Source organism: Amycolatopsis sp. NPDC104587, assembly GCF_055583645.1.
This window is the reverse complement of the sequence record NZ_JBVJNO010000008.1, coordinates 88835-110859: the sequence shown is the minus strand read 5'-3', so window position 1 is coordinate 110859 and position 22025 is coordinate 88835. Positions and strand designations below refer to the sequence as shown.

At 68.5% G+C, this 22025-nt stretch carries 31 protein-coding genes; 17 read left to right on the top strand and 14 right to left on the bottom strand.

Annotated elements, in window-relative coordinates:
* Nucleotides 1-8: 8 nt before the first annotated feature.
* Nucleotides 9-146 (bottom strand): hypothetical protein, encoded by a 138-nt coding sequence (locus ACZ61C_RS25505; protein ID WP_465310335.1) that lies wholly within the window; start codon nt 144-146, stop codon nt 9-11.
* Nucleotides 147-1311: 1165 nt separating this feature from the next.
* Nucleotides 1312-1521 (bottom strand): hypervirulence associated TUDOR domain-containing protein, encoded by a 210-nt coding sequence (locus ACZ61C_RS25500; protein ID WP_465310334.1) that lies wholly within the window; start codon nt 1519-1521, stop codon nt 1312-1314.
* A 71-nt stretch (nt 1522-1592) separates the two neighbouring features.
* Here ACZ61C_RS25500 and ACZ61C_RS25495 point away from each other — a divergent pair, with 71 nt between their 5' ends.
* From ACZ61C_RS25495 to ACZ61C_RS25470, 6 genes are all read left to right on the top strand, one after another.
* The gene (locus tag ACZ61C_RS25495) at nt 1593-2879 is read left to right on the top strand and encodes an NAD(P)/FAD-dependent oxidoreductase (protein ID WP_465310333.1); all 1287 of its coding nucleotides are present in this window, start codon (nt 1593-1595) and stop codon (nt 2877-2879) included.
* A gap of 26 nt (nt 2880-2905) precedes the next feature.
* Entirely contained in the window at nt 2906-3343 is a 438-nt protein-coding gene (locus ACZ61C_RS25490; RefSeq protein WP_465310332.1) for a PPOX class F420-dependent oxidoreductase, read from the top strand.
* A 17-nt stretch (nt 3344-3360) separates the two neighbouring features.
* Nucleotides 3361-3720 carry a VOC family protein gene (locus ACZ61C_RS25485; protein WP_465310331.1) on the top strand — a complete coding sequence of 120 codons (360 nt, stop codon included), beginning with the start codon at nt 3361-3363 and terminating at the stop codon, nt 3718-3720.
* 331 nt (nt 3721-4051) lie between these two features.
* On the top strand, nt 4052-4747 hold the full coding sequence (locus ACZ61C_RS25480; protein ID WP_465310330.1) for a sigma-70 domain-containing protein: 696 nt from the start codon (nt 4052-4054) through the stop codon (nt 4745-4747).
* Nucleotides 4719-5417 carry an ANTAR domain-containing protein gene (locus tag ACZ61C_RS25475; RefSeq protein WP_465310329.1) on the top strand — a complete coding sequence of 233 codons (699 nt, stop codon included), beginning with the start codon at nt 4719-4721 and terminating at the stop codon, nt 5415-5417. The genes ACZ61C_RS25480 and ACZ61C_RS25475 overlap by 29 nt, the downstream gene beginning before the upstream one ends.
* Before the next feature lie 132 nt (nt 5418-5549).
* Nucleotides 5550-5900 (top strand): STAS domain-containing protein, encoded by a 351-nt coding sequence (locus ACZ61C_RS25470; protein WP_465310328.1) that lies wholly within the window; start codon nt 5550-5552, stop codon nt 5898-5900.
* A 62-nt stretch (nt 5901-5962) separates the two neighbouring features.
* Here ACZ61C_RS25470 and ACZ61C_RS25465 read toward each other — a convergent pair whose 3' ends face one another.
* Together ACZ61C_RS25465 and ACZ61C_RS25460 are read right to left on the bottom strand one after the other, a co-directional pair.
* Entirely contained in the window at nt 5963-6625 is a 663-nt protein-coding gene (locus ACZ61C_RS25465; protein WP_465310327.1) for an HU family DNA-binding protein, read from the bottom strand.
* Between the two features lie 208 nt (nt 6626-6833).
* On the bottom strand, nt 6834-7940 hold the full coding sequence (locus tag ACZ61C_RS25460; protein WP_465310326.1) for an AfsR/SARP family transcriptional regulator: 1107 nt from the start codon (nt 7938-7940) through the stop codon (nt 6834-6836).
* Here ACZ61C_RS25460 and ACZ61C_RS25455 point away from each other — a divergent pair.
* On the top strand, nt 7905-8918 hold the full coding sequence (locus tag ACZ61C_RS25455; RefSeq protein ID WP_465310325.1) for an FAD-binding protein: 1014 nt from the start codon (nt 7905-7907) through the stop codon (nt 8916-8918). The genes ACZ61C_RS25460 and ACZ61C_RS25455 overlap by 36 nt on opposite strands.
* Nucleotides 8919-9001: 83 nt before the next feature.
* Here ACZ61C_RS25455 and ACZ61C_RS25450 read toward each other — a convergent pair whose 3' ends face one another.
* The 3 genes from ACZ61C_RS25450 to ACZ61C_RS25440 are packed head-to-tail and all read right to left on the bottom strand — an operon-like array spanning nt 9002 to nt 10730.
* A complete protein-coding gene (locus tag ACZ61C_RS25450; protein WP_465310324.1) occupies nt 9002-9598 on the bottom strand; it encodes a DUF305 domain-containing protein in 597 nt (198 codons plus the stop codon).
* 53 nt (nt 9599-9651) lie between these two features.
* A complete protein-coding gene (locus ACZ61C_RS25445) occupies nt 9652-10047 on the bottom strand; it encodes a DUF6153 family protein (RefSeq protein ID WP_465310323.1) in 396 nt (131 codons plus the stop codon).
* Nucleotides 10048-10100: 53 nt separating this feature from the next.
* Nucleotides 10101-10730 (bottom strand): prepilin peptidase, encoded by a 630-nt coding sequence (locus tag ACZ61C_RS25440; RefSeq protein ID WP_465310322.1) that lies wholly within the window; start codon nt 10728-10730, stop codon nt 10101-10103.
* A gap of 647 nt (nt 10731-11377) precedes the next feature.
* On the opposite strand from ACZ61C_RS25440, the gene ACZ61C_RS25435 reads away from it, so the two are divergent.
* The 4 genes from ACZ61C_RS25435 to ACZ61C_RS25420 all read left to right on the top strand — a co-directional run bounded on the left by ACZ61C_RS25435 (nt 11378) and on the right by ACZ61C_RS25420 (nt 14040).
* Nucleotides 11378-11704 carry a hypothetical protein gene (locus ACZ61C_RS25435; RefSeq protein WP_465310321.1) on the top strand — a complete coding sequence of 109 codons (327 nt, stop codon included), beginning with the start codon at nt 11378-11380 and terminating at the stop codon, nt 11702-11704.
* Nucleotides 11705-11901: 197 nt separating this feature from the next.
* On the top strand, nt 11902-12129 hold the full coding sequence (locus ACZ61C_RS25430; RefSeq protein WP_465310320.1) for a DUF397 domain-containing protein: 228 nt from the start codon (nt 11902-11904) through the stop codon (nt 12127-12129).
* Nucleotides 12130-12190: 61 nt separating this feature from the next.
* Nucleotides 12191-13063 (top strand): helix-turn-helix domain-containing protein, encoded by an 873-nt coding sequence (locus ACZ61C_RS25425; protein ID WP_465310726.1) that lies wholly within the window; start codon nt 12191-12193, stop codon nt 13061-13063.
* A gap of 143 nt (nt 13064-13206) precedes the next feature.
* On the top strand, nt 13207-14040 hold the full coding sequence (locus tag ACZ61C_RS25420; protein ID WP_465310725.1) for an SAM-dependent methyltransferase: 834 nt from the start codon (nt 13207-13209) through the stop codon (nt 14038-14040).
* Between the two features lie 199 nt (nt 14041-14239).
* On the opposite strand, the gene ACZ61C_RS25415 is transcribed toward ACZ61C_RS25420, so the two are convergent.
* Genes ACZ61C_RS25415 through ACZ61C_RS25405 form a run of 3 tightly spaced genes read right to left on the bottom strand, consistent with a single transcriptional unit; the run spans nt 14240 to nt 15410 of the window.
* The gene (locus tag ACZ61C_RS25415) at nt 14240-14407 is read right to left on the bottom strand and encodes a DUF397 domain-containing protein (RefSeq protein WP_465310319.1); all 168 of its coding nucleotides are present in this window, start codon (nt 14405-14407) and stop codon (nt 14240-14242) included.
* Complete coding sequence (locus ACZ61C_RS25410; RefSeq protein ID WP_465310318.1) at nt 14404-14577, bottom strand: DUF397 domain-containing protein; 174 nt, start codon at nt 14575-14577, stop codon at nt 14404-14406. The genes ACZ61C_RS25415 and ACZ61C_RS25410 overlap by 4 nt, the downstream gene beginning before the upstream one ends.
* Nucleotides 14574-15410 carry a helix-turn-helix domain-containing protein gene (locus ACZ61C_RS25405; protein ID WP_465310317.1) on the bottom strand — a complete coding sequence of 279 codons (837 nt, stop codon included), beginning with the start codon at nt 15408-15410 and terminating at the stop codon, nt 14574-14576. Before ACZ61C_RS25405 ends, ACZ61C_RS25410 begins: the two co-directional genes overlap by 4 nt.
* Nucleotides 15411-15588: 178 nt before the next feature.
* Between ACZ61C_RS25405 and ACZ61C_RS25400 the strand changes: the two genes are divergently transcribed.
* The 4 genes from ACZ61C_RS25400 (at nt 15589) to ACZ61C_RS25385 (ending at nt 18237) form a co-directional block, all read left to right on the top strand.
* On the top strand, nt 15589-15816 hold the full coding sequence (locus ACZ61C_RS25400; RefSeq protein WP_465310316.1) for a hypothetical protein: 228 nt from the start codon (nt 15589-15591) through the stop codon (nt 15814-15816).
* A 427-nt stretch (nt 15817-16243) separates the two neighbouring features.
* Nucleotides 16244-16606: a hypothetical protein gene (locus ACZ61C_RS25395; RefSeq protein ID WP_465310315.1), complete on the top strand. Its 363-nt coding sequence runs from the start codon at nt 16244-16246 to the stop codon at nt 16604-16606.
* Nucleotides 16603-17394 carry a Scr1 family TA system antitoxin-like transcriptional regulator gene (locus ACZ61C_RS25390; protein ID WP_465310314.1) on the top strand — a complete coding sequence of 264 codons (792 nt, stop codon included), beginning with the start codon at nt 16603-16605 and terminating at the stop codon, nt 17392-17394. Before ACZ61C_RS25395 ends, ACZ61C_RS25390 begins: the two co-directional genes overlap by 4 nt.
* A gap of 15 nt (nt 17395-17409) precedes the next feature.
* Entirely contained in the window at nt 17410-18237 is an 828-nt protein-coding gene (locus ACZ61C_RS25385) for a helix-turn-helix domain-containing protein (RefSeq protein WP_465310313.1), read from the top strand.
* Between the two features lies 1 nt (nt 18238).
* Here ACZ61C_RS25385 and ACZ61C_RS25380 read toward each other — a convergent pair whose 3' ends face one another.
* The gene (locus ACZ61C_RS25380) at nt 18239-19360 is read right to left on the bottom strand and encodes a helix-turn-helix transcriptional regulator (RefSeq protein ID WP_465310312.1); all 1122 of its coding nucleotides are present in this window, start codon (nt 19358-19360) and stop codon (nt 18239-18241) included.
* Nucleotides 19361-19470: 110 nt separating this feature from the next.
* Nucleotides 19471-19887: an NUDIX hydrolase gene (locus ACZ61C_RS25375; RefSeq protein WP_465310311.1), complete on the bottom strand. Its 417-nt coding sequence runs from the start codon at nt 19885-19887 to the stop codon at nt 19471-19473.
* Nucleotides 19888-19967: 80 nt separating this feature from the next.
* Here ACZ61C_RS25375 and ACZ61C_RS25370 point away from each other — a divergent pair, with 80 nt between their 5' ends.
* Nucleotides 19968-20810, top strand: coding sequence for a TauD/TfdA family dioxygenase (locus ACZ61C_RS25370; protein ID WP_465310310.1), 843 nt, complete (start codon nt 19968-19970; stop codon nt 20808-20810).
* Entirely contained in the window at nt 20807-21211 is a 405-nt protein-coding gene (locus tag ACZ61C_RS25365) for a hypothetical protein (RefSeq protein ID WP_465310309.1), read from the top strand. The genes ACZ61C_RS25370 and ACZ61C_RS25365 overlap by 4 nt, the downstream gene beginning before the upstream one ends.
* Nucleotides 21212-21440: 229 nt before the next feature.
* Here the strand turns inward: ACZ61C_RS25365 and ACZ61C_RS25360 are convergent, their stop codons facing one another.
* Together ACZ61C_RS25360 and ACZ61C_RS25355 are read right to left on the bottom strand one after the other, a co-directional pair.
* Complete coding sequence (locus ACZ61C_RS25360; protein WP_465310308.1) at nt 21441-21875, bottom strand: SRPBCC family protein; 435 nt, start codon at nt 21873-21875, stop codon at nt 21441-21443.
* 15 nt (nt 21876-21890) lie between these two features.
* Entirely contained in the window at nt 21891-22016 is a 126-nt protein-coding gene (locus ACZ61C_RS25355; RefSeq protein ID WP_465310307.1) for a hypothetical protein, read from the bottom strand.
* Nucleotides 22017-22025: the final 9 nt, after the last annotated feature.

The window sequence follows — 22025 nt, the reverse complement described above, 5'->3', positions numbered from 1 at the left end:
GATGTCGGCTAGCGCCCGACGCACACCGGCCGCACCGAGCCGGTACGGGCGGGCAGACCGCGGCCGGCCGAAGTGTGAACGGGCTGATCGTCGACCAGCAGGGTGCCGGTCTCCAAGACGCCGGTGAGCTCGGACAGCAGTTCCACCCGGCGCCGATCATCACCGTCGGTGGGCTGCGCGTGGGGAGCGGCGTGGATGCAGAGGGCGCGTGAGGCGGTGACAGACCGGGTACCTCCCACCACCTGATCACCTGGGAAGGAAGACCCGCCCACGGTCTTCTGGAAGACCTCACCCCGAAACCACTGCCGTTGCCGCGATCCACGTCCTCCATCGGCGCCGACCTGCGCACGCTTTAAGCCGCCTCCGACAGCGGCGACGTCGCTTTCGACGGCATCCTCGTCGCCGCCGACGCCCTCATCGGGCCCCCCGACTGGTACCTCGGACGTCCCGGATGCCCGGCAATGTGGGCGGCACACGCCGATGACCCGGACGGACGGTGTTCGCGTCAGACTCGCCGCCCCTGGGTGTCCCGCCGTCATGGCCGTGCTGGCCGGTCGGGCGGCATTGCGCCGCCACAACGCGGCAGCGGCGGAGTGACCGGCCTCAGGGATTCGAACCGCGGGCTGGGCCGGACTCGCCGGGCTGAGACCCGGCGACGTCCGCGAGCGCAGCTGCGGGCACGGTGAGGATCCCGGCACTCCACGCAGCGCACGAGAGTCCCCGCGCGGGAAGCTGCCCAGGCGGACATCCCCGGCGGCGTAGCATTCGGTGTCCTTGCCCAGCTCTGCATGGGTGCCCCCGGAGAGGAGCGTGGTGACCGACAGGTCGTCGGTGCCGGCCAGGCGCAGCGTGAGGTCTCCGGGAGCGGCAGTCAGGTCCGCAGGGTGTGGCTGAGCGGCACGCCGTCGGCGCGCCGGTAGGCTCCTGAGCTTCGCGAAACCCCACCGGGTGGCGATCGCCGCGACGGTGACGTCATCGGCTGGGTCGGCGGCGAGCGGTTCACGGTGGGCACGCAGGTAGCCGGTCAGGGTGGTGTCGTCGGCGTCTTCCCGTGGGTGCGGGACGGTGATGGTGTCGGCCAGTGCGCAGGCCGCAGGCCGTGCGGGCTGCCTGCACGACGTCCTCCCCGATCGGCCGGCGTTCGCGCCGGGCCCCGAGTTTTCTGTGTCGTGGAAAGGTTCCGGTCTCCTGACGGCGACGGCCGCACTCACCGCCGCCACGCTTCATCCGGGGGGGGGGAGGTGTCGCGGCACGTTCTCCGGCTGGCGAAAAGGACGCGAACAGTTCGCCGGCGGAGACACCCGGCCACGGTCAGGCGGGGTGGATCTTGTCCGGGTGATGGACCGCGGTCCGGCCGGTCTTCTCGCTGCGCACCAGATACTGCGGCTCCTCCTCGGACGCCTTCACATGCCTACCACCGGCGTCGGTCTCCCCGGTGAGGACGTCTTCGACGGTACCCACGGAGCTTTCGTTGCCGGCGTCCCACCGGACGCGGTCGCCCTTGCTGAATTTCCGGGTCATACCGTCGGGATTACCGCGAACAGTCCCGGGTAACCACACGCCACCGGCAGCCACCTGAAAGAGGAGCGAAGATGCGTGTCGTGATCGTCGGCGGCGGATTCGCCGGCTACCACGCGGCCAAGAGCCTGCGGAAGAAGCTGCCCGGCGCCGACATTGTCGTGCTGAATCCGACCGACTACTTCCTCTACCTCCCGCTGCTGCCCGAAGTCGCGGCCGGCATCCTCGACCCGCGACGGGTGACCGTCTCTATCCCGCAGACGCTGCCCGGGGTGCGGCTGCTGCTGGGCAAGGCGACCGGGGCCGACTTCGATGCCCGCGAGGTCACCTACACCGACCCCGAGGACGAGGAGCACCGGATCGGGTACGACCGGCTGGTGCTCGCCGCCGGCAGCGTCAACAAGCTCCTGCCGATCCCCGGCGTGCCGGAGTACGCGCACGGCTTTCGCGGCGTGCCCGAGGCCCTGTACGTACGTGACCACGTCACCCGTCAGATCGAGCTGGCCGCAGCGACCGAGGACCCGGCCGAACGCGACGCACGCTGCACCTTCGTGGTCGTCGGCGCGGGCTACACCGGGACCGAGGTCGCCGCACAGGGCCCGGCCTTCACCGACGCGCTGACCGCGCGGCACCCCGAACTCGCCGGGCAGAAAATCCGGTGGCTGCTGCTGGACGTCGCGGACAAGGTGCTGCCCGAGCTGGCTCCCCGCCTCGGGCGGACCGCCGATGCCGTCCTGCGATCGCGCGGGGTCGAGGTCCTGATGAAGACGTCGGTCGAGAACGCGGACGAGAAGGGCGTGACGCTGACCAGCGGCGACGCGGTGCCCACCCGCACCCTCCTGTGGTGCGTCGGCGTGCGGCCGGACCCGCTGGTGTCGGATCTCGGGCTGGAAACGGCGAAAGGCCGGCTCGTCGTCGATGCTCAGCTGCGGGTGCCGGGCCGCGACGACGTGTTCGCCTGCGGCGACGCGGCGGCGGTACCGGACCTGACCCGCTCGGGCGAGTACACCGCGATGACCGCGCAACACGCGCAACGCCAAGGGAAACTCGCCGGCCGCAACGTCGCGGCATCCCTAGGCCACGGCTTGCTGGGCACCTACCGCCATCACGACCTCGGTTTCGTCGTCGACCTCGGCGCCGGGGCCGCCGCGGCGAACCCGCTGCACATCCCCCTGTCCGGACGGCCGGCGAAGGCCGTGACCCGCGGCTACCACCTCGCGGCGATGCCGGGCAACCGCCTGCGCACCGCCGTGGACTGGGCGCTGGACGCGGTGACCCGGCGCCAGACCGTCCAATTGGGACTGGTGCGGTCGGGATCGGTCCCGCTGGACACCGACTCCCCCGAACTGCCCCGTCACTGAACCACCCACGACACAAGGAGGTTGCCGTGCCCGCACGTACCGCAGACGGCCCGAAGCTGATGCCCGAAACCGAAGCGCTGGCCACCGGGAAGAACTTCGCCGCGGTCACCACCGTCCTGCCTGGCGGCCGGCTGCAGACCCAGATGATCTGGGTGCACGTCGAGGACGGCGAGATCGTGCTCAACACCGAAACCCACCGGGCCAAGTGCCACAACGTCGCCCGTGACCCCCGGATCACGGTGCTCATCCGCGACGAACAGGACCCCTACCGCTACGCCGAGGTGCGCGGGCGGGTGACCGGCGTCGAGAACGGCGAACGAGCCCGCCGTCAGGTCGACGAACTCGCCCGGAAGTACACCGGCGACGACTACCCGCCGGAGCAGATCAAGTCCGAACGCGTCATCCTGCGCGTCACCCCCGAGCGGCAGACGTTCATCGACCAGAGCAACGGCGTCGCCGACTGACGATCGAGGTGCCGGACATGCCCACCCGGATCATCGCGGTCACCATCGACTGCCACGACGCCGAGGTCCTCGCCGCGTTCTGGCGCGCGGCCCTCGGCTATCCGTCGACGAAGCGATGGCGCGACGGACACGGCCTGACCTACGTCGAGCTCGCCCGCGAAGGCGAAGTGCCGCTACTGCTGCAGCCCGTCGCCGAAGGCAAGCGTGTGAAGAACCGCGTGCACATCGACATCGCCCCCACCACAGGCAGCCGGCAAGCCGAAGTCGACCGGCTCGTCGCCCTCGGCGCGCAGGTGCTCACCGACGACCCGGTCGAGCGGTTCGTGGTCCTCGCCGACCCGGAAGGCAACGAGTTCTGTGTCTTGCCGCCGCGGTGACCCCCGGCTCGAATTCGGCCCGGACCCGGATGGTCGTGGCGGTGTGGTCGCGGGGCGTTACGCCAGCACACTTGCGGGTCGCGCGTGGCGTTGGCAAGCCGGTGGCGATGTCGGACAGGCACGACGAACGGGACCGGCAGCGGCCGCCGTCACGCGTTATCAGCGAGATCGACGTGCCGTCCACCGACAGCAGCTGCGGGCAGGCACGGCACAGCCGACCCGCGGGTCCGGGGCAGCGGCGTGGCCGACCTTGTCATCGAAACAAGACCAGCTTATTCACCGTGCGCGGCTTCGAGCTGACAGCCGAGACCGCTACGCGCACTGCGCCTCGATGTTCACTGAACGCAGCCGCCTCGCCGCGGACGACCGCCACCGCGACGTCCTGCGCGAGCGCTTGATCACCGAGTACCTCCCGCTGGCCGAGCACATCGCCCGTCGCTTCGCCGGCCGCGGCGAACCGTTCGAGGACCTGCAGCAGGTGGCCCGCACCGGCCTCATCCAAGTCATGGACCGCAGGTACTTCCGCGATGCCACGTGGTCGATGCGGGTGCCCCGGAGCCTGAAGGACCTGCAGCAGACCCTCGCCAAAGCCACCAGAGCCCTCGGCGACGAGCTGGGCCGCGCACCCATGCCCGGTAAGCTCGCCGGGCACCTCGGCCTGGACGTCGAGACCATCCGGGAGGGGCTCCTCGCCGCCGATGCCTACCGCGCCCATTCCCTGGACGCGCCGCTGGGAGCCGGCGGTGAGGCGACGATCGCCGACCGGCTCGGCGACGACCGCGGCGCACACGCTCACCCAGAGCCAGATCGCCGCCAAAATCGGCGTGTCTGCGCGGCAGGGCCCGGGCGCCGAAGCGGCGCTCGCTCTCCCGCGTCGCACATCGCAGGACCTCAACGTCAAACTGACCACCATCGCAACGACGCGTCCGGGACGGACGGTTTGCCACCTGCCCGGGCGGGTAGCCCACCCAGCGGGGGCCCGAGGAGGTGGACAGCGGGTGGATCCGTGGTCACCGGATGCCGATGAGCGGGACCTGTGGCGCCGGGTCGTGCTGGCCGCCAGGGACGACGTCGATTGCGCGATGTCCGTGGCGAGAGCAGCCTCGGCCTTGCTCGACGAAGCGGACGCGACGGTCATCACCGTCCGCAGTGCCGGAACCGGAGCGGCCCAGCACCAGCTCGCCGCGACCGATGACTGGGGACGCCGGGCCGAAGACATTCAGTGCACAACCGGGGAAGGGCCCTCGATCAGCGCGTTCGCGTCGGGTCACCCGGAAGTGGTCCCGGCGCTGCATCCAGACGACGTCCGCTGGCCGGGGTTCGCCGACGCCGCGCTCCCCCTCGGCGTCGGGGCCGTCTTCGCCCACCCCCTGGGCGTCGCCACGAACGTCTTCGGCACGATCACGCTGTACCGTCACCAGCCCGTCCCACCCGGCGCGAACCTGGCCGCCGCGCACAGCATCGCCGGAGCCGCGGCCGCGGTGCTGAACGCCCACGCCGACGAACTCGCCGAACGGATCTCCGCCGCCACGAACTGCGACGACATCAACATCGCCATCGGACTGCTGGCCGCTCGCCACGGGGTCGACATGACCGACGCGCGGGCCGAGCTCAGAGCCGTCGCCTTCAGCAGCGGTCGCACGCTGGCGGACACCGCGAGCGAACTGGTCGCGCGTTTCCTGCGCGAGAACGACTGAACCAGCCTTCAGGTGCGACCGGAGGCACCGCGTCGCAATCCGGGCCCCGGCAGTTCGCTCGAGGCTTTGCCGGCCTGGCCGCACTCCGGTGAGCTGGAAGTGATCACGTGCCCGACCCGTCCGGAGTTGACCATGAGTGAAAGCGACTCGGGCGCGTCCGTCCACCAGACCGGACTCGCGTCGCTGACCTGGACCTACGACCTGACCTCCGGCCCGGCGCGGCTGCTGATCAGCGGCGAAGCCGACCTGGTCACAGTGGATCGCCTGGCTGAGGCGCTCGAGCACGCGACCGGGCAGGGCCGGCCGTTCGTAGTCGACCTTTGCGGGCTGACTCTGCTCAGCGCAGCCGCCGTCCGCACGCTGCGGCAGCACCAGCCGGCCATCGCGGGTGTGCTGGTCATCGCCGAGTCGGCCGCACACCGCGTCCTGGCGATTGCCGGGCTCCTCGACCTTTTCCCGGTGACCGTTCACGACCACGCCTGACGCTGATACGGAAGGGCCCCGCACGAAGCTCGTGCGGGGCCCTTCCGGCGTTCGGTGCTGAACTACTTCTTCTTGGCAGCCGACGTGCGCTTGGCCGGGGCCTTGGCAGCGGCCGGCTTCTTCGCCGCCGCGGTCTTCGTGGCGGCCGGCTTGGCGGCGGCCTTCGCCCGCGTGGTGGTGGTCTTGGCCGCGGTCGCCTTGGCGGGAGCCTTGGCCGCGGTCTTCGGGGCCGCCTTGGTGGCGGTGGCCTTGGCGGCCGGCTTCGCCGCGGTGGCGCGGGTCCGGGTGGCCGTCGCGCGGGCGGTGGCCGGCTTGGCCTGGGCCGCACGGGTCGTGGTGGCCCGCGTGCTCGTGGTCTTCGCCGGGGCCGACGCCTTGGCGACGGCGGCACGCGTGGTCGTCGACGCCGCGGTGGCGCGCTTGACCGGCGTGGCCTTGGGCAGCTTCTTCGAGCCGGAGATGACGTCCTTGAACGTGGTCCCGGCGCGGAAGGCGGGCACGTTGGTCTTCTTCACGCGGACGGCCTCACCGGTGCGCGGGTTGCGCGCGGTGCGGGCGGCGCGGGCGCGCTTCTCAAACACCCCGAAGCCGGTGATGTTGACCTTTTCGCCCTTGTTGACCGTCCGGATGATGATGTCCACCAGACCGTCAACGGCCTGCGAAGCCACCTTCTTGTCGCCCAGACGCTCCGACAGCGCCTCGATCAGCTGGGCCTTGTTCGTCATTCCAGTCCTCCATAGTGGAACTTGTCAGGCCCTGACTGGCCGACGTCACACAGAGTATTACCAAGAAGGCCCAAATCCAAACGAGGGTGACCACGAACTCTCTTGTGTCGCCACGGAAGCAGAGCCGACCACGTCTCCATCAGTCCCATCTGGACACTCGAAGTCGACCACCTGTTCGACTTCGAGTCGAACGGAATCTCGTGGGCACTCAACGAATACCGGCACCCGGACGGCCCAGCAACGAGCTCACCAGGGCGTTCGTCTCCTCGTCGAGCTCCACGTCCAGCGACGCCGCCAAAGTAGCCAGCTTGTCCGCCGTCTCCCGCACTGCGGTGAGGTTCCCCGCGCGGTACTCGATCCGCAGCAGGTCGCGGTAGAGGATCTCGCTCACCGGTTCGGCTTGCAGGCCACGGTGCACCGCTCGGCGCGCGGCCGGCAGTTCGCCGGTCTTCTGGAACACGTCGGCCAGCGTGTGGGCGACGTCGACGATCGCGTCGACCATTTCCCGCTGCAGCCACGAGCTCCACGAGTAACGCCCGGCCGGCACGTTCGTGAACGGCGTGCCGCAGACGAGGTTCAACGCCTGCTGGAGGTCAGGGGTGGACACGGCAGCCTGAGCCAGCCCCCGTCGAGCAAGATCCTGGAAGTCCCCCCAGTCGCTGCTGAACGCTTCGGACATGCGGTAGCCGCCATGCCTTGCATCAACGTTCAGGACGAGGAGTTCGCCGTCCGCGTCGCGGCCAAGCCAGGTCCGCAGCCGGGAGATGTAGCCCTGTCGCGTCGCCGCTGACCACGGCCGGGCGTCGGTTCCCAGCCGGTGGGAGATCTCGTCCGCGGTGACACCGGGGTGCAGGGCCAGGTAGGCAGCCAGCTCCGTGAGCCGGTTGAGCTTCTTGCCTTCCACGGCATGCAGGTCCACGCCGGTCAGTCGCACCGGTCCAAGCAGGCGCAAGTACGGCTGCGCCGGCCGGTCAGGTTTTGCGGGCGTGGACGCCTCGCCCGAACGCGGTTCCTTCGTGACCGGCGCCGGAACACCGACGTCCTCGGGCGGGACGTTCCGGTAGCCCGCTGCCGGAACCTGAACCGGATCGTCCGCGGCGGCAAGGGCTGCAACCAGTTCGTCGGCTTGCCCCGGCGACAGTCGCTGCAGCTCGACGTCCTCCCCCAGCGGTTCCACGAACGGCCGCGGCGAATTCACGTCCAGGTGCCACGCACCAGGCAAGGGCAGATCGGTGCTGCCGGGAACGACCGCCGCAACCGCACCGCCAAGCTGTTCGAGATGCCGATCCTCCAGCGGATCGACCGCAAGAACCACGTGGAACTCCCCCGGCTCACGAACCCGTGCTGCGACTTCGTCCCAGCACGAAGCGAACCGAAGGCGGCTCGGATGGCGTTCGGCCGCGCTCCGCCCGGTTCCCACCACGGTCACGATGGTGGTGCCTGCCCACGGCGCGACGGCCAGGTCCCAGGCCAAGCCGAGCTGCCCGACCTCTTCCACGCCACGCTCGGCGGGTTCGGTCAGTGCGGCATCATCACCCAGGCCACCTTGCCGCTGATCCCCGCGCCCGAACGGGTGCGGCGCGTCAAGATCTACTACCCCACCATCGATGAACTGATCGCCGCCCAGCGTGACCTGCTGGCCAGCGGACGGTTCGACTTCATGCAAGGAGAGGTCTTGCCGACCGGCGACGGCTGGGTCCACATGCTCGACGCCGCCTCGTACTACACGCCGCCCGAGGAGCCCGACGACGGCGCGCTCGTCTCCGGGCTCGGCTTCGTCGACGCTCGGGACAAGGTCGAGGACCTGACCTACTGGGAGTTCGCCACCCGCCTCGACGAAACTGTCACGTATCTTGAAAGCACCGGTGAATGGGACGCTCCGCACCCGTGGCCCAACGTGCTGCTACCCGCCGCGAAGGTCGAAGCCTTCGCCGACGAGATCATGGAGGGCCTCGAGCAGGCCGACATGGGAGCGTCCGGGCTGGTTCTCATCTACCCGATGTCCACGACCGCCTTCACCACGCCGCTCTTCCGGAAACCGGAAGGCAGCAAGATCTATCTCGTCGCCGGGCTCCGCTTCGCCCCGGACGCATCGAAGGTCGACGACATGATCGTGGACAACCGGCGCTGGTACGAAACCGCCGTCGACCTGGGCGGGACCAGCTACCCGACGGGAGCCATCCCTTTCACCAGTGCCGATTGGACGCGTCACCTCGGTCCGGAGCAGGCGATGCTCGACGAGGCGAAGGACCGGTACGACCCGCAGGGCGTGTTCCCGCGCCGCTTCGCCTGACAAGGCTCCACTGTCGGCCGTCCCGCGGCCGAGTCTGGGTGCCACTTGGCACGGCACCCAGACTCGGCCCTGGAACAGCGGGATCAGCCCTGCTGGAGCAAACCCTGCATCTCGGTGATCTCCGTCTGCTGAGCATCGATGATCTTCTGGGCGAGCGCCTTCGCTTCGGTGCTCGCGCCCGTGCTCAGCTCGGTTTTGGCCATGTCGACCGCACCCTGGTGGTGCTTGACCATCATGCCCAGCCACATCTTGTCGAACTCGGCGCCTTTGCCGGCTTCGAGCTTCGTCATGTCCTCGGCGCGCATCATCCCGGACATCGGCTCGTGGGTCATCCCCGGCATGCTCGACGCCGACGGCGCGCCCCACTTGGCGAGCCAGCCTTGCATCTGCTTGATCTCGGGGTCCTGGGCCTGCTCGATCCGCCCGGCGAGACCGATGACCTTCGGGTTGGTGCTGTGTGAGGGCACCAGCTTGGCCATGTCGATCGCCTGGCTGTGGTGCGGGATCATCTGCTGGGCGAACTTGACGTCGTCCGCGTCGTGGTCGCCTTGCTGCCCGGGGGCCGGCGCGGGAGCCGACGAATGCGGCTCCGTCCCGGACATCGAGCCGTTGCTGCTGCACGCGCCGAGAATCACAGCGGTAGCGACGGTGAGCGCGCCGAAGAACAGTGTTTTGCGCATGAAAGAACCTTCTCTGCACAGGGGAATGTGAACAGCCGAGGTGAACCGGCAGGTCACACCCGCAGTACGCAGAGAGAGGTCAGGACGGTCCGCCCGGATCTGTCCGGTGGCCGTTCCGGAACAGGGTCCCTCCGGACCCTCTTGGTTCGGGCGCTGGTTCCCGGGGTCGGACGCCATACGAGCAGCACCAAGGCAAGAAAGAGCGCGCCGACCACGGTCAGGATGGCGAGACACAGGTGGACCATGCCGTGGGTGCCGTCCGGACCGGGTGGGTGATGCTCCCCGACAACCGTGTCGGCGTTGACGGCCGTCAGGCTCACCGGGACGGACATCGTCGGCATGGAGCTCGGCTCGTCACCGGACGCCGGAACGTGATGCATGGCGGTGACGCACAGCGCGAGCAGGCACAGCAGAATGACCTGCCGCACTCGGCTGACACGCTCTGCCATGTCTTCACCGTACCCACGCCGTCCCCACGACCGCGTCGAGGCAGCCGGGCGGCTTACCACTGGGCCAGGGTTCCGCAGGTCAGCGCGACCGCGACCATCGACGGGCCCATCGGCACCTGTCCGGCCCGGCAGGACGGGCGGCGAAGGAGCACGCCGACGAGCCCGGCCGCGGCCGTCAGCAGGAAGGCAGCGACGAGCCCGCCCAGCACCCAGTTCCACCCGAACCAGCCGAGCAGGACACCGACGCTCGGCGCGAGCTTGACGTCTCCCGGCCCGGGCTGGCCGCTGACCAGGTAGGAGACGAGGAACAGCAGCCCCCAACCGGCGCCCCCGGCGAGCGCGCGGATCCCGTTCGCGACGTCCGATCCGGCGAGCGCGGCGACGATCGTGCAAAGCACCGTGGCGCCGCACAGCGGCAGGCTGAGCCGGTCCGGAATCCGGTGCTCGACGGCGTCGACCGCGGCGGCCGGGATCCCCAGCAGGACGAAGGCGGCTCCGACGGCAATGACGGCAGACGGCCAGAACGCGATCGCCGCCCCGGCTACCGCGGCGGCCACGATCGTTTCGGCGACGTGGTGCCGAGGCAGGACCGCCCTCGCCGAGCGGCGGGTGAGGCGGGCGATCAACGGCCCGGCGGCCACGGTGAGACCCAGGCCGACCAGCAGGCGAACGACGACGTCCACAGTGACCTCCCCTCACCCCTGAGCCGATCATGGCAGATTCACCCGAGGGCGACGGAGAATTGCCGCGTAGGGGTGCGAACACACTGTCGACTGCGCGGACGAAAGCGCCTCCTTACGAGTCGAGCCGCACCAGTTGAGCCGGGCTCCCGGCGGCAGAGCTCGAACCGATCAGCCAAGGCGCCAACCACCGGTCGGACGACGACTTCCAAAAGGCTGGAGAAATTCCAGAACAGCAACTCCGCATACCTTTTGGAAAATCGAAGGACAGGTCCTGGACGAGCGCGGCGAATATTCGTCAATTCATGATCAACAGAATGGTTGATACTCAAATATGACGCTCCTGACCACCAGCTTCACCCTAAAGTGTGACTGCCGAATATTCGAGACAGGGACTGACCTCGGTCATTGCAAAAATGAGGGCCAGACCAGCGGACACAATTACCGATGTGTCACACTTGAGCGACAGCAGGGGCCACCCGAATATTCGCTCCCTGGGTGGGGGGAACGACTTCGGCACCGCCCAACCTGAAAATTCCCGGAAGGACAACGCTGTGACCTCAGACACCGGCCGTTTGGTGGTTTCGCCAGAACACGCCGCTGGTCACTCCACCGTGTACCCCCTCGTCGCTCGGACCCACCGCACCAGGGTGGTGATCGAGTTCGCCGGGGACACCCCGTCCCTGCGCCGCATCCAGGTCATCGACGAGGGTCTCCCTTCACACCGGCGCGGCCGGCGGCGCCGCAGCCGGCCCGCACGGCGACTGCCGACGTCGTGGCCCGAGTTCGCCGGCGTTGTCGTCGGCGACTGGCCGACAACCCTGCGGACCGGCCTCCTCGCCATCGCCGTCGCACTGACCCTCGGGCCACCCTCCGGCCTCAGCGCCGCGAGCACCGCCCTGACCGGCGCCACACTCTTGCTCGCGACCCGGAGGGCGCACGCCGTGAAGCCGGTTCCCCACCAGCTCCCGTCGTAGCTCACGGCAAGCCGGGCACCTGCGTCGCGATCGGACGGGGGCGCGACGCAGGTGCCCACCCACACGTGCCCCATGAGACCCATTTGACTTCGATGGAGTGAACATGACCTGGATCGGCTCGCGGACGACTTGCGTGCCGAATATTCGATGCGCATGCTGGTATCGAATATTCGATACGCGAGCTTCGAGGGGGAGCGATGCGGTTCTACGACACCTCACAGTCCACCACCGATTTCGAACCGACCGGCTGGTTCAAGTCGAGTTTCAGCGGCTCCAACGGCGGCACCTGCGTGGAGGTCAACCTCGGCACCGCGACGACTGTCGGGGTTCGCGACAGCAAGCTCGTCGTCTCGCCCGTCCTGGAGTTTCCCTCGCGCAGCTGGGAAGCTTTCACCAGCGCACTGAACCGCGGCGCAGCCGGCTGACCGCATCCCGCCGCGGCGGAGTTCGCGCGGTTGTCGGCTTTCCGGGGCGGTGGGAACCGTGATGGCGCAGGAGCCCGGCTCGCCCACGGACGACACGCTGCGAAGCCGCCTAGGCTCGCTGTTGAACCGTCAGCGCAAAGCAGCCGGACTGAGCCAACTCCGGATGAAGGAGCTGCTCGGCCGGTCTCAGGCGACGGTGAGCAAGATCGAAAAAGGCGAGACATCCATTTCCCGGGACCGCCTCGTGGGCTGGCTGGCGGCGTGCGACACGTCCGAAGATTTGGCAGCCGAGATCTGGCAGATCTGGGAGCTGGTCAGCTCGCCCGCACGACTGCGCGGTGATGAACTGGTGGCCATCCCGGACTGGTTCATCGAGGTGATCGATCGTGAGCAGCAGGCCAAGAAGCTCATGGCGTGGTCCGGCGAGAAGATCCACGGCATGTTGCAGTCCGAGGCGTACATGCTCCTGGTGTTCGACGCCGCCGGGCGCGGGACTGCGATATCCGCGCGCGTGCAATCCCGGAAGCAGCGGCAAGAACTGCTGGCTGACTCGAACAAGGAGTTCGTTTTCGTCCTCAGCGAGTCGGCGCTCGACCGACTCTGCGCACAGCCGGGTGATATCGCGGAAGACCAGCTCGAGAAAATGATCAAGTTGGCCGGATACGCCAACGTCACTATTCACCTGCTGCGCTACCACGCCATGACCGACGCGGGGCCTGACTTCGTGATCATGCAGTTCCCCGGCGAGGAGCGTGACCGCGCTTACGCTGAGGCTCCCGCGAATGTCATCTGGGCCAGCAAGACCAAGCTGCCCGCCTGGTATCTCGCATGGGATGCGCTGGTGGACCTGGCCGACAGCCCCGAGGAGACGCTGGCCGAGTTGCACAGCCGGTATCGCGGCCTGACTTCGTCGACCCCCGAAAAGGGGCAATGAATCCACCTTGTGCCGGATATGTCAATGAGTCAGCTGTGAACTACTCTGAGTAAAGGACGGGGCCTGTGCTTCAAGCGGAGAAGGGGACATCGGTGGCCGACGAAGAGGGCGAGCCAGAAGCGTATCCACCACCCGGCATCGACATGCAGCGCCCGAGCGTCGCCCGCGTTTACGACTACTACCTCGAGGGTGACGCCTCCTGGGCCGTCGACCGCAAGTTCGGCGATGCCGTCCTGCACGAATTCCCGATGCTCCGCAAAATCGCCAAGGCCAACCGGGTGTTCCTGCATCGCGTGGTGCGCCATCTGATCCGGCTGGGCGTCACCCAGTTCATCGACATCGGCGCCGGCCTGCCGACCATGCAGCACGCGCACCAGGTCGCGGACGACCTCGCCCCCGGGCGAACGCGGGTGGTGTACGCCGACTACGACCCGATCGCGGTCTCACACTCCCAAGGCCTGCTCGCCGAGCACGGCGACCCGCGCCGCCATGCGGCGATCCACGCCGACATGCGCGCGCCCGACCGGCTCTGGAAGCAGGTGGCGGACACCGCCATCCTCGACCTCGACCAACCGGTGGCGATCCTGCTCATCGCGGTCCTCCACGTCCAGCAGCCCGCCTCAGAGCGGAGCGGCGACACCGGCGACGTCGGGCCGGCGGCGGTGGCGCGCTACCGCGAGATCGCGCCGCCGGGGTCCTACCTGGCCATCTCCCACATCACCGACGAGGGCGTGCCGGCGAAGTACGACGAACCGCTGGTCAAGCTGAAAGAGCTGTACGACCAGAAGAGCAGCCCGGTCATCTGGCGCAACCACCAGGACATCCGGGGGCTCTTCGGTGACTTTTCGCTGATTCCGCCCGGCCTCACCTGGACCACCGACTGGCACCCCGAGGACCGCTCACCCACCGAGCCGGACATCGAGTTCGCCACGGCCAACGAGTCGCTCATCATGGCCGGGGTGGGGCAGAAGCAGTAGGCATCTCCGAGACGGCACCTCGGCGGCCCGGCAGGCCGTCCGGGGCGCCGTCCACGTCTTCGTCCAGGAAGTGCAGCTCGAACCGGGCCGTGTCGTAACCGCCGGCCTCCCAGGCGAGACCGCTGTCTCCGATCCGCCACTCACGACCGGTAGCGCGCTCCCTCAGCAACCACGCCACTTCGGCCTCCGGAGCTCGAGGTCAGTTCGTGAGGAGACTCGTCAGCAGGGCACCCCAAGTGCGCTGGTCGACCGAGAGTTGCCCGCCGGACGGCGCCTTCGAATCACGCACCCCGACTTCGCCGCCAAGGCGAACCTCAACGCAATCCGCGGTTTCCGTACTCCAGCTCGACTTGAACCAGTCCGTCACAACGTGACCTCAGACAGGAACGCACCCCAGGCACTCTGGTCAACCGAGAGCTGCCCGCCGGACGGCGCCTTCGAGTCACGCACCCCGACCTCGTCACCAAAGCGAACCTCCACGCAGTCCTGCGTTTCCGAGCTCCAGCTCGACTTGAACCAACCGGTCGAGTCCGTCATGACTTGGCCTCCAATAGCTCGCTCTTCACCTTCGCGATGAGTTCAAGGCTGTTCTCCTTGGTCATCGCCTTGTCACGCGCCGCCTCGGCCTTCTGCCGATGCACCGCGATGTCATCGTCTGCGTACAACATCAGGCCGCCGCGATGCAGCTCGAGACTGATGATCGACGGCGCCTGGTCCGAGTCGAACAGGATGAACGGTCCGGTCAGAAGCGGCGTCCATCCGGATTCGAACGGAATGATCCGCACCTTGACGTTGGGCAGGTCGATCATCTCCGCGAGATAGGTCAGCTGTTCCACCCAGATGTCACGACCGCCGATGACCTGACGGATCGCTGCCTCACCCAGCAATACGTCGAGCGTCGCCGGTGATTTTCGGGTGATCAGGTCGCGTCGGCCGATACGGATCGCCACACGCTCGTCGATCTCGTCCGCCGGCACCTCGGCATCGATCATGATGGCGCGGATGACCGCGCTGGTCTGGAGAACACCGGGAATCAGCAGCGGCGCCAGGTGCGTGACGGTCGTCGCCGTCCGCTCCGCGGCCAGCAGCGCGTTCATCTGCTGCCGCCGCTCAGCGACCGTCACCGCGTGCCAGCGGCCACCTTGCTCGACAGTGGTGGCCAGCGCCATCAGCTCGGCGGCAGCGTCGTCCTCGATGCCGAGCGCCTCGATGATCGACGCGACGTCTTCCGGCTTCGGCGTGCGTTCGCCGCTCTCCCACCGCGAGATCAGGCCCGAATCCGACTCCTTGCGACCGATCAGCACAGCCAGCTTGCGCAGCGAAATGCTTCGCGAATCCCGCGCCTCCTTCAGCGCGTCGCCGAGGTTCATCGGCGCCTCGAAGTGCTACCAGCCATGCAGCACATGCTAGTGCAGGTCGCTCCGCACACGAGCGTCACCTGATCAGGGCATTGCCCGCCGCGCTGCCAGCGCTGACACTTGCTACCAACATTTGGTAGCACTGTCAGCGGGCAGGTCAGAGCTCTGACAGCGTAGCGGGGAGGCAAACATGCGACGACACCGATGGCACGGAGCACCGCTGATCGTCCCCGCGCGCACACTGGCCGGTTCGGTGACCCAGGTCACCCTCGGCGTAGTCGACACCACCCACGGCCCGGTGCGCGCCATCCAGATCGCCGACGGCGCGCTCGCGCTCCTCCCCCGGCTAGCGACGGCTGAGCTCGTCAGTCACGCCGAGACGATCCTGGCGCGCGAACTTCCCGGCGACCGGAGATGAACGGCCACCACTCGCGGCGAAGGCCGCCACCTGATCAGCCCGGCCGGTGCGCTTGCCCCCCGATCCGGCGCACCGGCCGGGTGCCCACTTCCGTCGAACGAGTCCGACCGCGGAGATTCACGATGGCCACCGCACCTCCGAGCCGCCGGCTCCCTCCACACCTGTTCTGGGTGACCGAAGCGCCGACCGGTACCAACCACCTCGTCACCGAAGCGGCCTTCACCGCCGGAATGCAGTCCCGTGGCTGGTACCGCGGGATCTGCGGCGCCTGCTTCCCGGCCGCGCCGATGACCGCAGCTCCGCGTGGCACGTGCGGGAGCTGCCGCGCCGCTGTGCGAACCGGCTGCCGGGAACCCCGCGGCACCTCGTGGTGGCGGCGTCTCCGACGAAGGCGTCCCGATGAAAACACCTGAGGCGGTGCAGCACCGTGGCGTCACCCGAAATCCCCTGGCCGGACGAACACGACCTGCGCGTCGCCGAGCATCCGGACTACGCCCACCTCAACCGGGTTCTCGTCGGGCTGCGCCGGCTGTCCGGTCCAAGCCATCCGGTCACCGGAGCTGACATGCCTCTCTCAACCCAACATCTCGTCGACGCCCTCGAAGCCGCGCAGTGGCGGATGCTCCTGCTCGTCGCGCAGCTTCGGGACGGCACCGCGACAGCGGACGAACAACACAAGGTCGCCGACATGATCGAAGACGAACTGCTCGATGCGCTGCGGTCCCACGCGGACGACACCGAGGCGGGCATCATCGCGTCGTCCCGCGGCCGGGAACGAGGATGCGCATGACCAAGACGAATCCCTGGCCGCCGACGCTGCTCATCTTGAGCGCCTCGCTGCGTGCCGCCCGAATCGCGGAAGGACTGAGCCTGCGCAAGGTGGCGCGTGAACTGGGGGTCTCGGCTTCGCTCCTGTCACTGTGGGAAACGGGAAAGCGCATTCCCGCCACCGAGGACGTCGCACGCCTTCTCGGATTTCTGCAGGTGAGCGCCGGGGAGTACCACCGCATCATGGGCCTCCAGCACCATCTCCACAGCCCGATCTTCGTCGAACCTCTCGATACCGGTCCGGCCGGGCAGCTGCGGATCGTCGAGGAGCTCGCGGTCCGCACCTTCGAGTGGGCGCCGCACATCGTCCCGGAACCACTGCAGACGCCGGACTACGTTCAAGCGATGGCACGAGGTCAGGCGACCAGCCAGGACGAACTCGACCAGGCGGTCTTCGACCACCGGATCCGGCAGCTCGAGCGACACCGATCCGGCCACCACACGGTTCTGCTCGGCGCCGCGGCCCTGGAACCGGCGTTGGCTCCCCAGTTACAAGTCATCCGGGCGATGACCGGCCAGGCAACCCTGACGGCCAGGATCGTCCCGCCGAGCCGTCCGAGCGCCGACCGATCCGATCCTTTCACCATCCACGAAATCGGCAGCAAGGTCTTCGTTGTCGCTCTGCGGCACCAGGACAACATCTTCCTCGTGTTCGAGCCGGACACGGTGCAGCGCTACCGATCGACCTTCAAGGCTTTGGAGCGGCGCTCGATCGCTCCTATCGAGTACCGGCCCTCAGACCTGAAGTAGCCCCCGGGAGACGAAGTGACCTTGAAAACCCCTCATTCACCCGCGCTTCTCGCTGTCAGCAGCAGCCTGCGCAGCGCTCGCATCACGCGTGACCTGAGCCTGCGGCAGCTTGCGGTCAAACTAGGGGTCAGCGCGCAGACCATGTCGAACGTCGAAACCGGCACCCGGGCCCCCTCTCCGGAACTGGCAGCGCACATTCTCGGGTACCTTCAGGTCGCTCCGGACGACTATGCGCGGATCATGGGCTTTGTGCAGCAGAGGCACTCCGACGAGCTCGTCGAGCAGCTCGACTCCTCGGCAGAGCCTCTACTGTGGACATACGAGCAAGTCGCCCAGAAGACCGTCGAGTGGTCGCCTCACCTGGTGCCCGAGCTGCTCCAGACGTCCGCGTACACGCGGGCGATCAAGACAACCGAGATCGTCGACCAGGGCCTGCTGGACGTCGAGATCTTCCAGCGGCAGATTCGCCAGGAGAGCCTGAAGATCACCGGCCGGGCCAACATCTTCTTCCTGCACGAGAGGGCGTTCCGGCGTGAGCACTGCTCGCGGTCCGAATTTGTCGAGCAGCTACACCACATCGAAGATCTGGCCAGGCGAGACCGCATCACGCTCCACGTCGTGCCCGCCAAGGCCACGGCGGTCGACACGATAGAGCCGTTCAGCATTTTCGAAGATCACGAGCGGCGCGCGACCGTCGCGCTTCGACATCACCACATGATCCATTACCTGACCGGCGAGCCTCTGGTTGCGCGCTACCGGGAAACGATCACCGAACTGAGGAAGCTCGCACTCGACGTCCCGGCTTCACGCAGTTTTCTTCGAAGGTTGCGCCTGGACGGATGAGCTACGCCGCCAAGGAGAGAAGGCTGCGCAGCCGATCGAGAGCGGCGCGACCGGCATCCTCAACCACAGGAAGGCGTTCCCGCCGCGCGGCCCGGATGGCTCGCTGCAGCTGGTGCGGCAACCGACGACGCTCGGCAACGTCGATCGCCGCCGTCAACGCTGCCTCGGCGCCGTCGCGGTCGCCGGTGACGGCCAGGATCTCACCAGCGGTGACACGCTCGATGACGTGCCATTGCGGCGCGGATGGGTCACCGGCCCGCCTCTCCAAGACGCGGAGGGCCTCGTGAGGCCTTCCCAAGGCGAGCAGCCCACGGGCGTGGATTTCCCTGACGGTGAAAGGGTTGAGCAACATCTCGTCGTCCGCCGCCGACTCCAGCAAATCCCGGCATCCATCGATCGCGCTGGTGAACCGATCGGACAGAGCAGCGTCGCCGGTCGCACGGGCCAGCAACGCGAGGGCGGCGCCGCGCCCGGCCGCGGTCGTCGACACGGCAGTGGCTTGGTCCAGCCGGGCGACCGCGGCGTGAAGCCGGCCCGCCTTGCGCAGCTCATTGCCGTGCATCCGCAGCGTGGTGGCCAGCAGGGCGTCGTCGTCGAGATGGCGAACCACCACCAGAGCCTTGCCGGTCCACACCACGGCACCGGCAAGCCGTTCCTCAGGCAGCACCGTGCCGAGAGAAACCCCGAGAGCAAGACGGGCGGAGGCGAGCAGACGCAAGGTGTCGCGCTCAAGACGACCTTCGGCCGCGCGGGCTTCGAGACGAGCAGCCAGCGGCCACAGCTCGTTGACGGCTTCGACGACACGGCCGGACTGCCGCGCGATCTCGGCCAGCCGGACCACGCTGTCGCCGAACTGCACCAACGCGGCGAAGTCGGCGTCGTCCGGGTCGGTGACCCCGAACAAGTGGAACGGCAGTCCGAGCGCCCGGGCGATGTGCCGGCGCCCGGCGACGTCGCCCGGGTTGCGTCGGCGGGTTTCGATCATCGCGACGTACGACTTGTCGTAACGGAGCTGCGCGGCGAGCGCCTCTTGACTGAGCCGGTTCGCGGCGCGGTAGGCGCGCAGGATGGTGGCGAGATCCCGCGAGCCGAGTGCTGCCGCGGCGGCGGGGTCGGACCACATCCAAACGGCGGGAGTCAGCCGAGGCGGGCGAGACAAGCCGGAACTCGCGGCGCGGCACGCTGGGCAGACTTGACCAGCCGTTCCGCAGCGTACGCACCCGGCCATGACCGCTACCGGACCGGCTGCCGGGTGCGCAGCCGGTCGAACCAGGCAGCGATCGAGCGTTTGTACCCCTCCGGCATGCGAAGTCCGGGAACCTCGTGCTCGGCGAACTCGCCGATCCGGTTGTGTTCGTGGCTGAGCACCGGTGCCGCGCCCGAGGTGGAGGTGCAGCCGTACGTCACGATGAACACGTCTTTCCTGGCGACGGCGATGTGGTACACCCATGCGTCGACGATCGCCACGACGTCAACCGGCAACCCGGTCTCCTCGGTGATCTCCCGCGCGACGCACTGCTCCGGCGTCTCGCCGGGCTCGATCCGGCCGCCCGGCAGTTCCCATTCGTCGCGCTCGTTGTGCACCAGCAGCACCCGGTCGTCCCGGACGAACACGCCTTTGATCGACACCGGGTATCCGGCTTCCGCCACCGACACCAACCTCCCGCCATCCGCGCGCTTGTTGTCACCGACCGTAGCAGCGCGACGTCGCCATCAGCGCCGCTGCAGGGTTGACGATCTGTCAGTGGACGCCGCTCGGCCACGCCCGATGTGCTGGTCGGGTCGAACCAATCAGAGCCGAAAGGAGATGTCGCCGTGTCCGTGATCGTGCTGTCGGCATACCGGTCGACATAGGCGCTACGGGCGGCGTCGGTGAGCTGGCAGCAGTACTGGCCCGCGACGGCGTCGCGCTGTTCGACGGCGTCCGCACCGAACCGCAGCTGCTGCAGCTGGCAGCCCGGCTCGGCCGGCTCGTCCCCCACCGCGACAGCACCCGCTCGGGCCTCACGGTGATCGCCGACCGCGGCATCGCCGGCCCGCCGACGGGACAGGCCGGGTTCAGCCGGCATCCCCTGGCCGCGCACACCGACTGCTCGCACTCGCCCAGGCCGCCGCTGCTGGCGGCCATGACGTGCGTCCGGTCCGCCAAGCGTGGCGGCGACTGCGTCCTGGTGGACGGCCGCGCCGTGCACCACGAACTCGCCACGAACGCCCCAGAGGCGTTGGCGGACCTGTCGGCCCCGCGCGGGATCTACTTCGGTGGCGCGGCCGGAATCGTCGGCAACGTCTTCGAACCCGGCCCAGGCGGAAATGCCGCGGTCAGACTCCGCCGCGACGAGCTGGCCCGGTTCTCTCCGCAGACCCGGCGCCGGCTCGCCGTACTCGCCGAGGTCGTCGACCGGCACACGATCACTCTCCCCACGAGAACCGGAAGCGGCTACGTCGTCAACAACCGACGCTGGTTGCACGGCCGCACCGCCTTCACTGGCCCGCGCACGATGTACCGAGCTCTCATCGATCCCCGCCCTGCGTGGCGCATCCCGGCCGGCTTCACCCCCGTGGTCGAGCCGTGACGAGCGTCGCCACGCCCTACTGGGTGTCCGGACTGCTGGAGCTCGTCGGCGAGCTCCAGCGGGGAAAGTGGATGATCGCGCGCTGGGAGGACCTCGGCCCGGACGAAGACCTCGTTCACTGGCAGGCAGCAGTACGCACCGCGTGCACCGCCGACATCGACCCGCTGTTCATCGACGTCGTCGACGGGGGTATGGGCGTTGTCCCACCCGCGCACGGAGTTCAGCAGCCGCCACACCGCCAGCCGCCCACGGCCGGCGTGGGCGACGCGGTGGGCGATCGGGATCATCCGCACCACGGAAAGCTGCGTCGGGCTCACCGGCATGGCACCACCCCGGCTGCCTCCTCCGTGCAGGACGAGGACCGCCGCGGCGGGCGAGCGGGGTGTGCGGATGGGGATTAGACGCGCGGTGGACAAAGGCACCTCCGAGCCGGACGTGATCCTGGGGCGCCGCGGTGACGCGGTCAACGCCGGAGGCACGAGCACGAGGTCGGCCTTCGCGCTCTCGACGTCCGGCTGCGCCGGGTCGGCGCCGCCGCCTCGGCCAGCCGCACCGTCGCCGCCATCGCGCTCCGGACGGCCGCGGGGTCCTGCGGTAGTCGACACACGCCCCGAACCGGCACGAACGCCATCAGGTGGGAGTGCCCAAGATCTGCTTCAGGCTCTTCTCCGTGTCGGCACCCACCTTCTCGAAGACTGCCTTCGCGATCGGCGCGGCCAGCTTCGCGGCACCGTGGAACTCGATCATCGCGTGATAAGTCAAGGTGGTGGAGGAGCCGTCTGCCGAGAAGCTGATGTCGTCGGTGGAAGTCGCGGTGTCGTTGCGGCCCACGAACACCACGCGGCCGGGCTCGAGGCGAGTGAGCTCGTAGATCAGCTCGGTCTCGACACCGGCGATCTTCGAGGTGTTGCGCCAGCGCGAACCGACGGCGACCGGACCGCCGTCGAGCCGTTCGCAGGACTGCGTGCCGGGGTCCCACTCCTTGGCGTTGGCGAAGTCCTTGAGGTAGTCCAAGACCTCCTCTGGCGATGAGGTCACGGTGAAGGTACGGGTCACGTCGACCATGGTTAACTCCTCGGGTCAGCCCGACTGCGGGTCGGAGTCGTCGTGCTCATCGCCGGACGACGTGCCCTGCTCGCCTCGGGCTTCTTCCTCGGTCGGGGACTCCGCAGCATCGCGGTGGTCCCCGGTGGACGGCTCGGTCACAGTGATCTC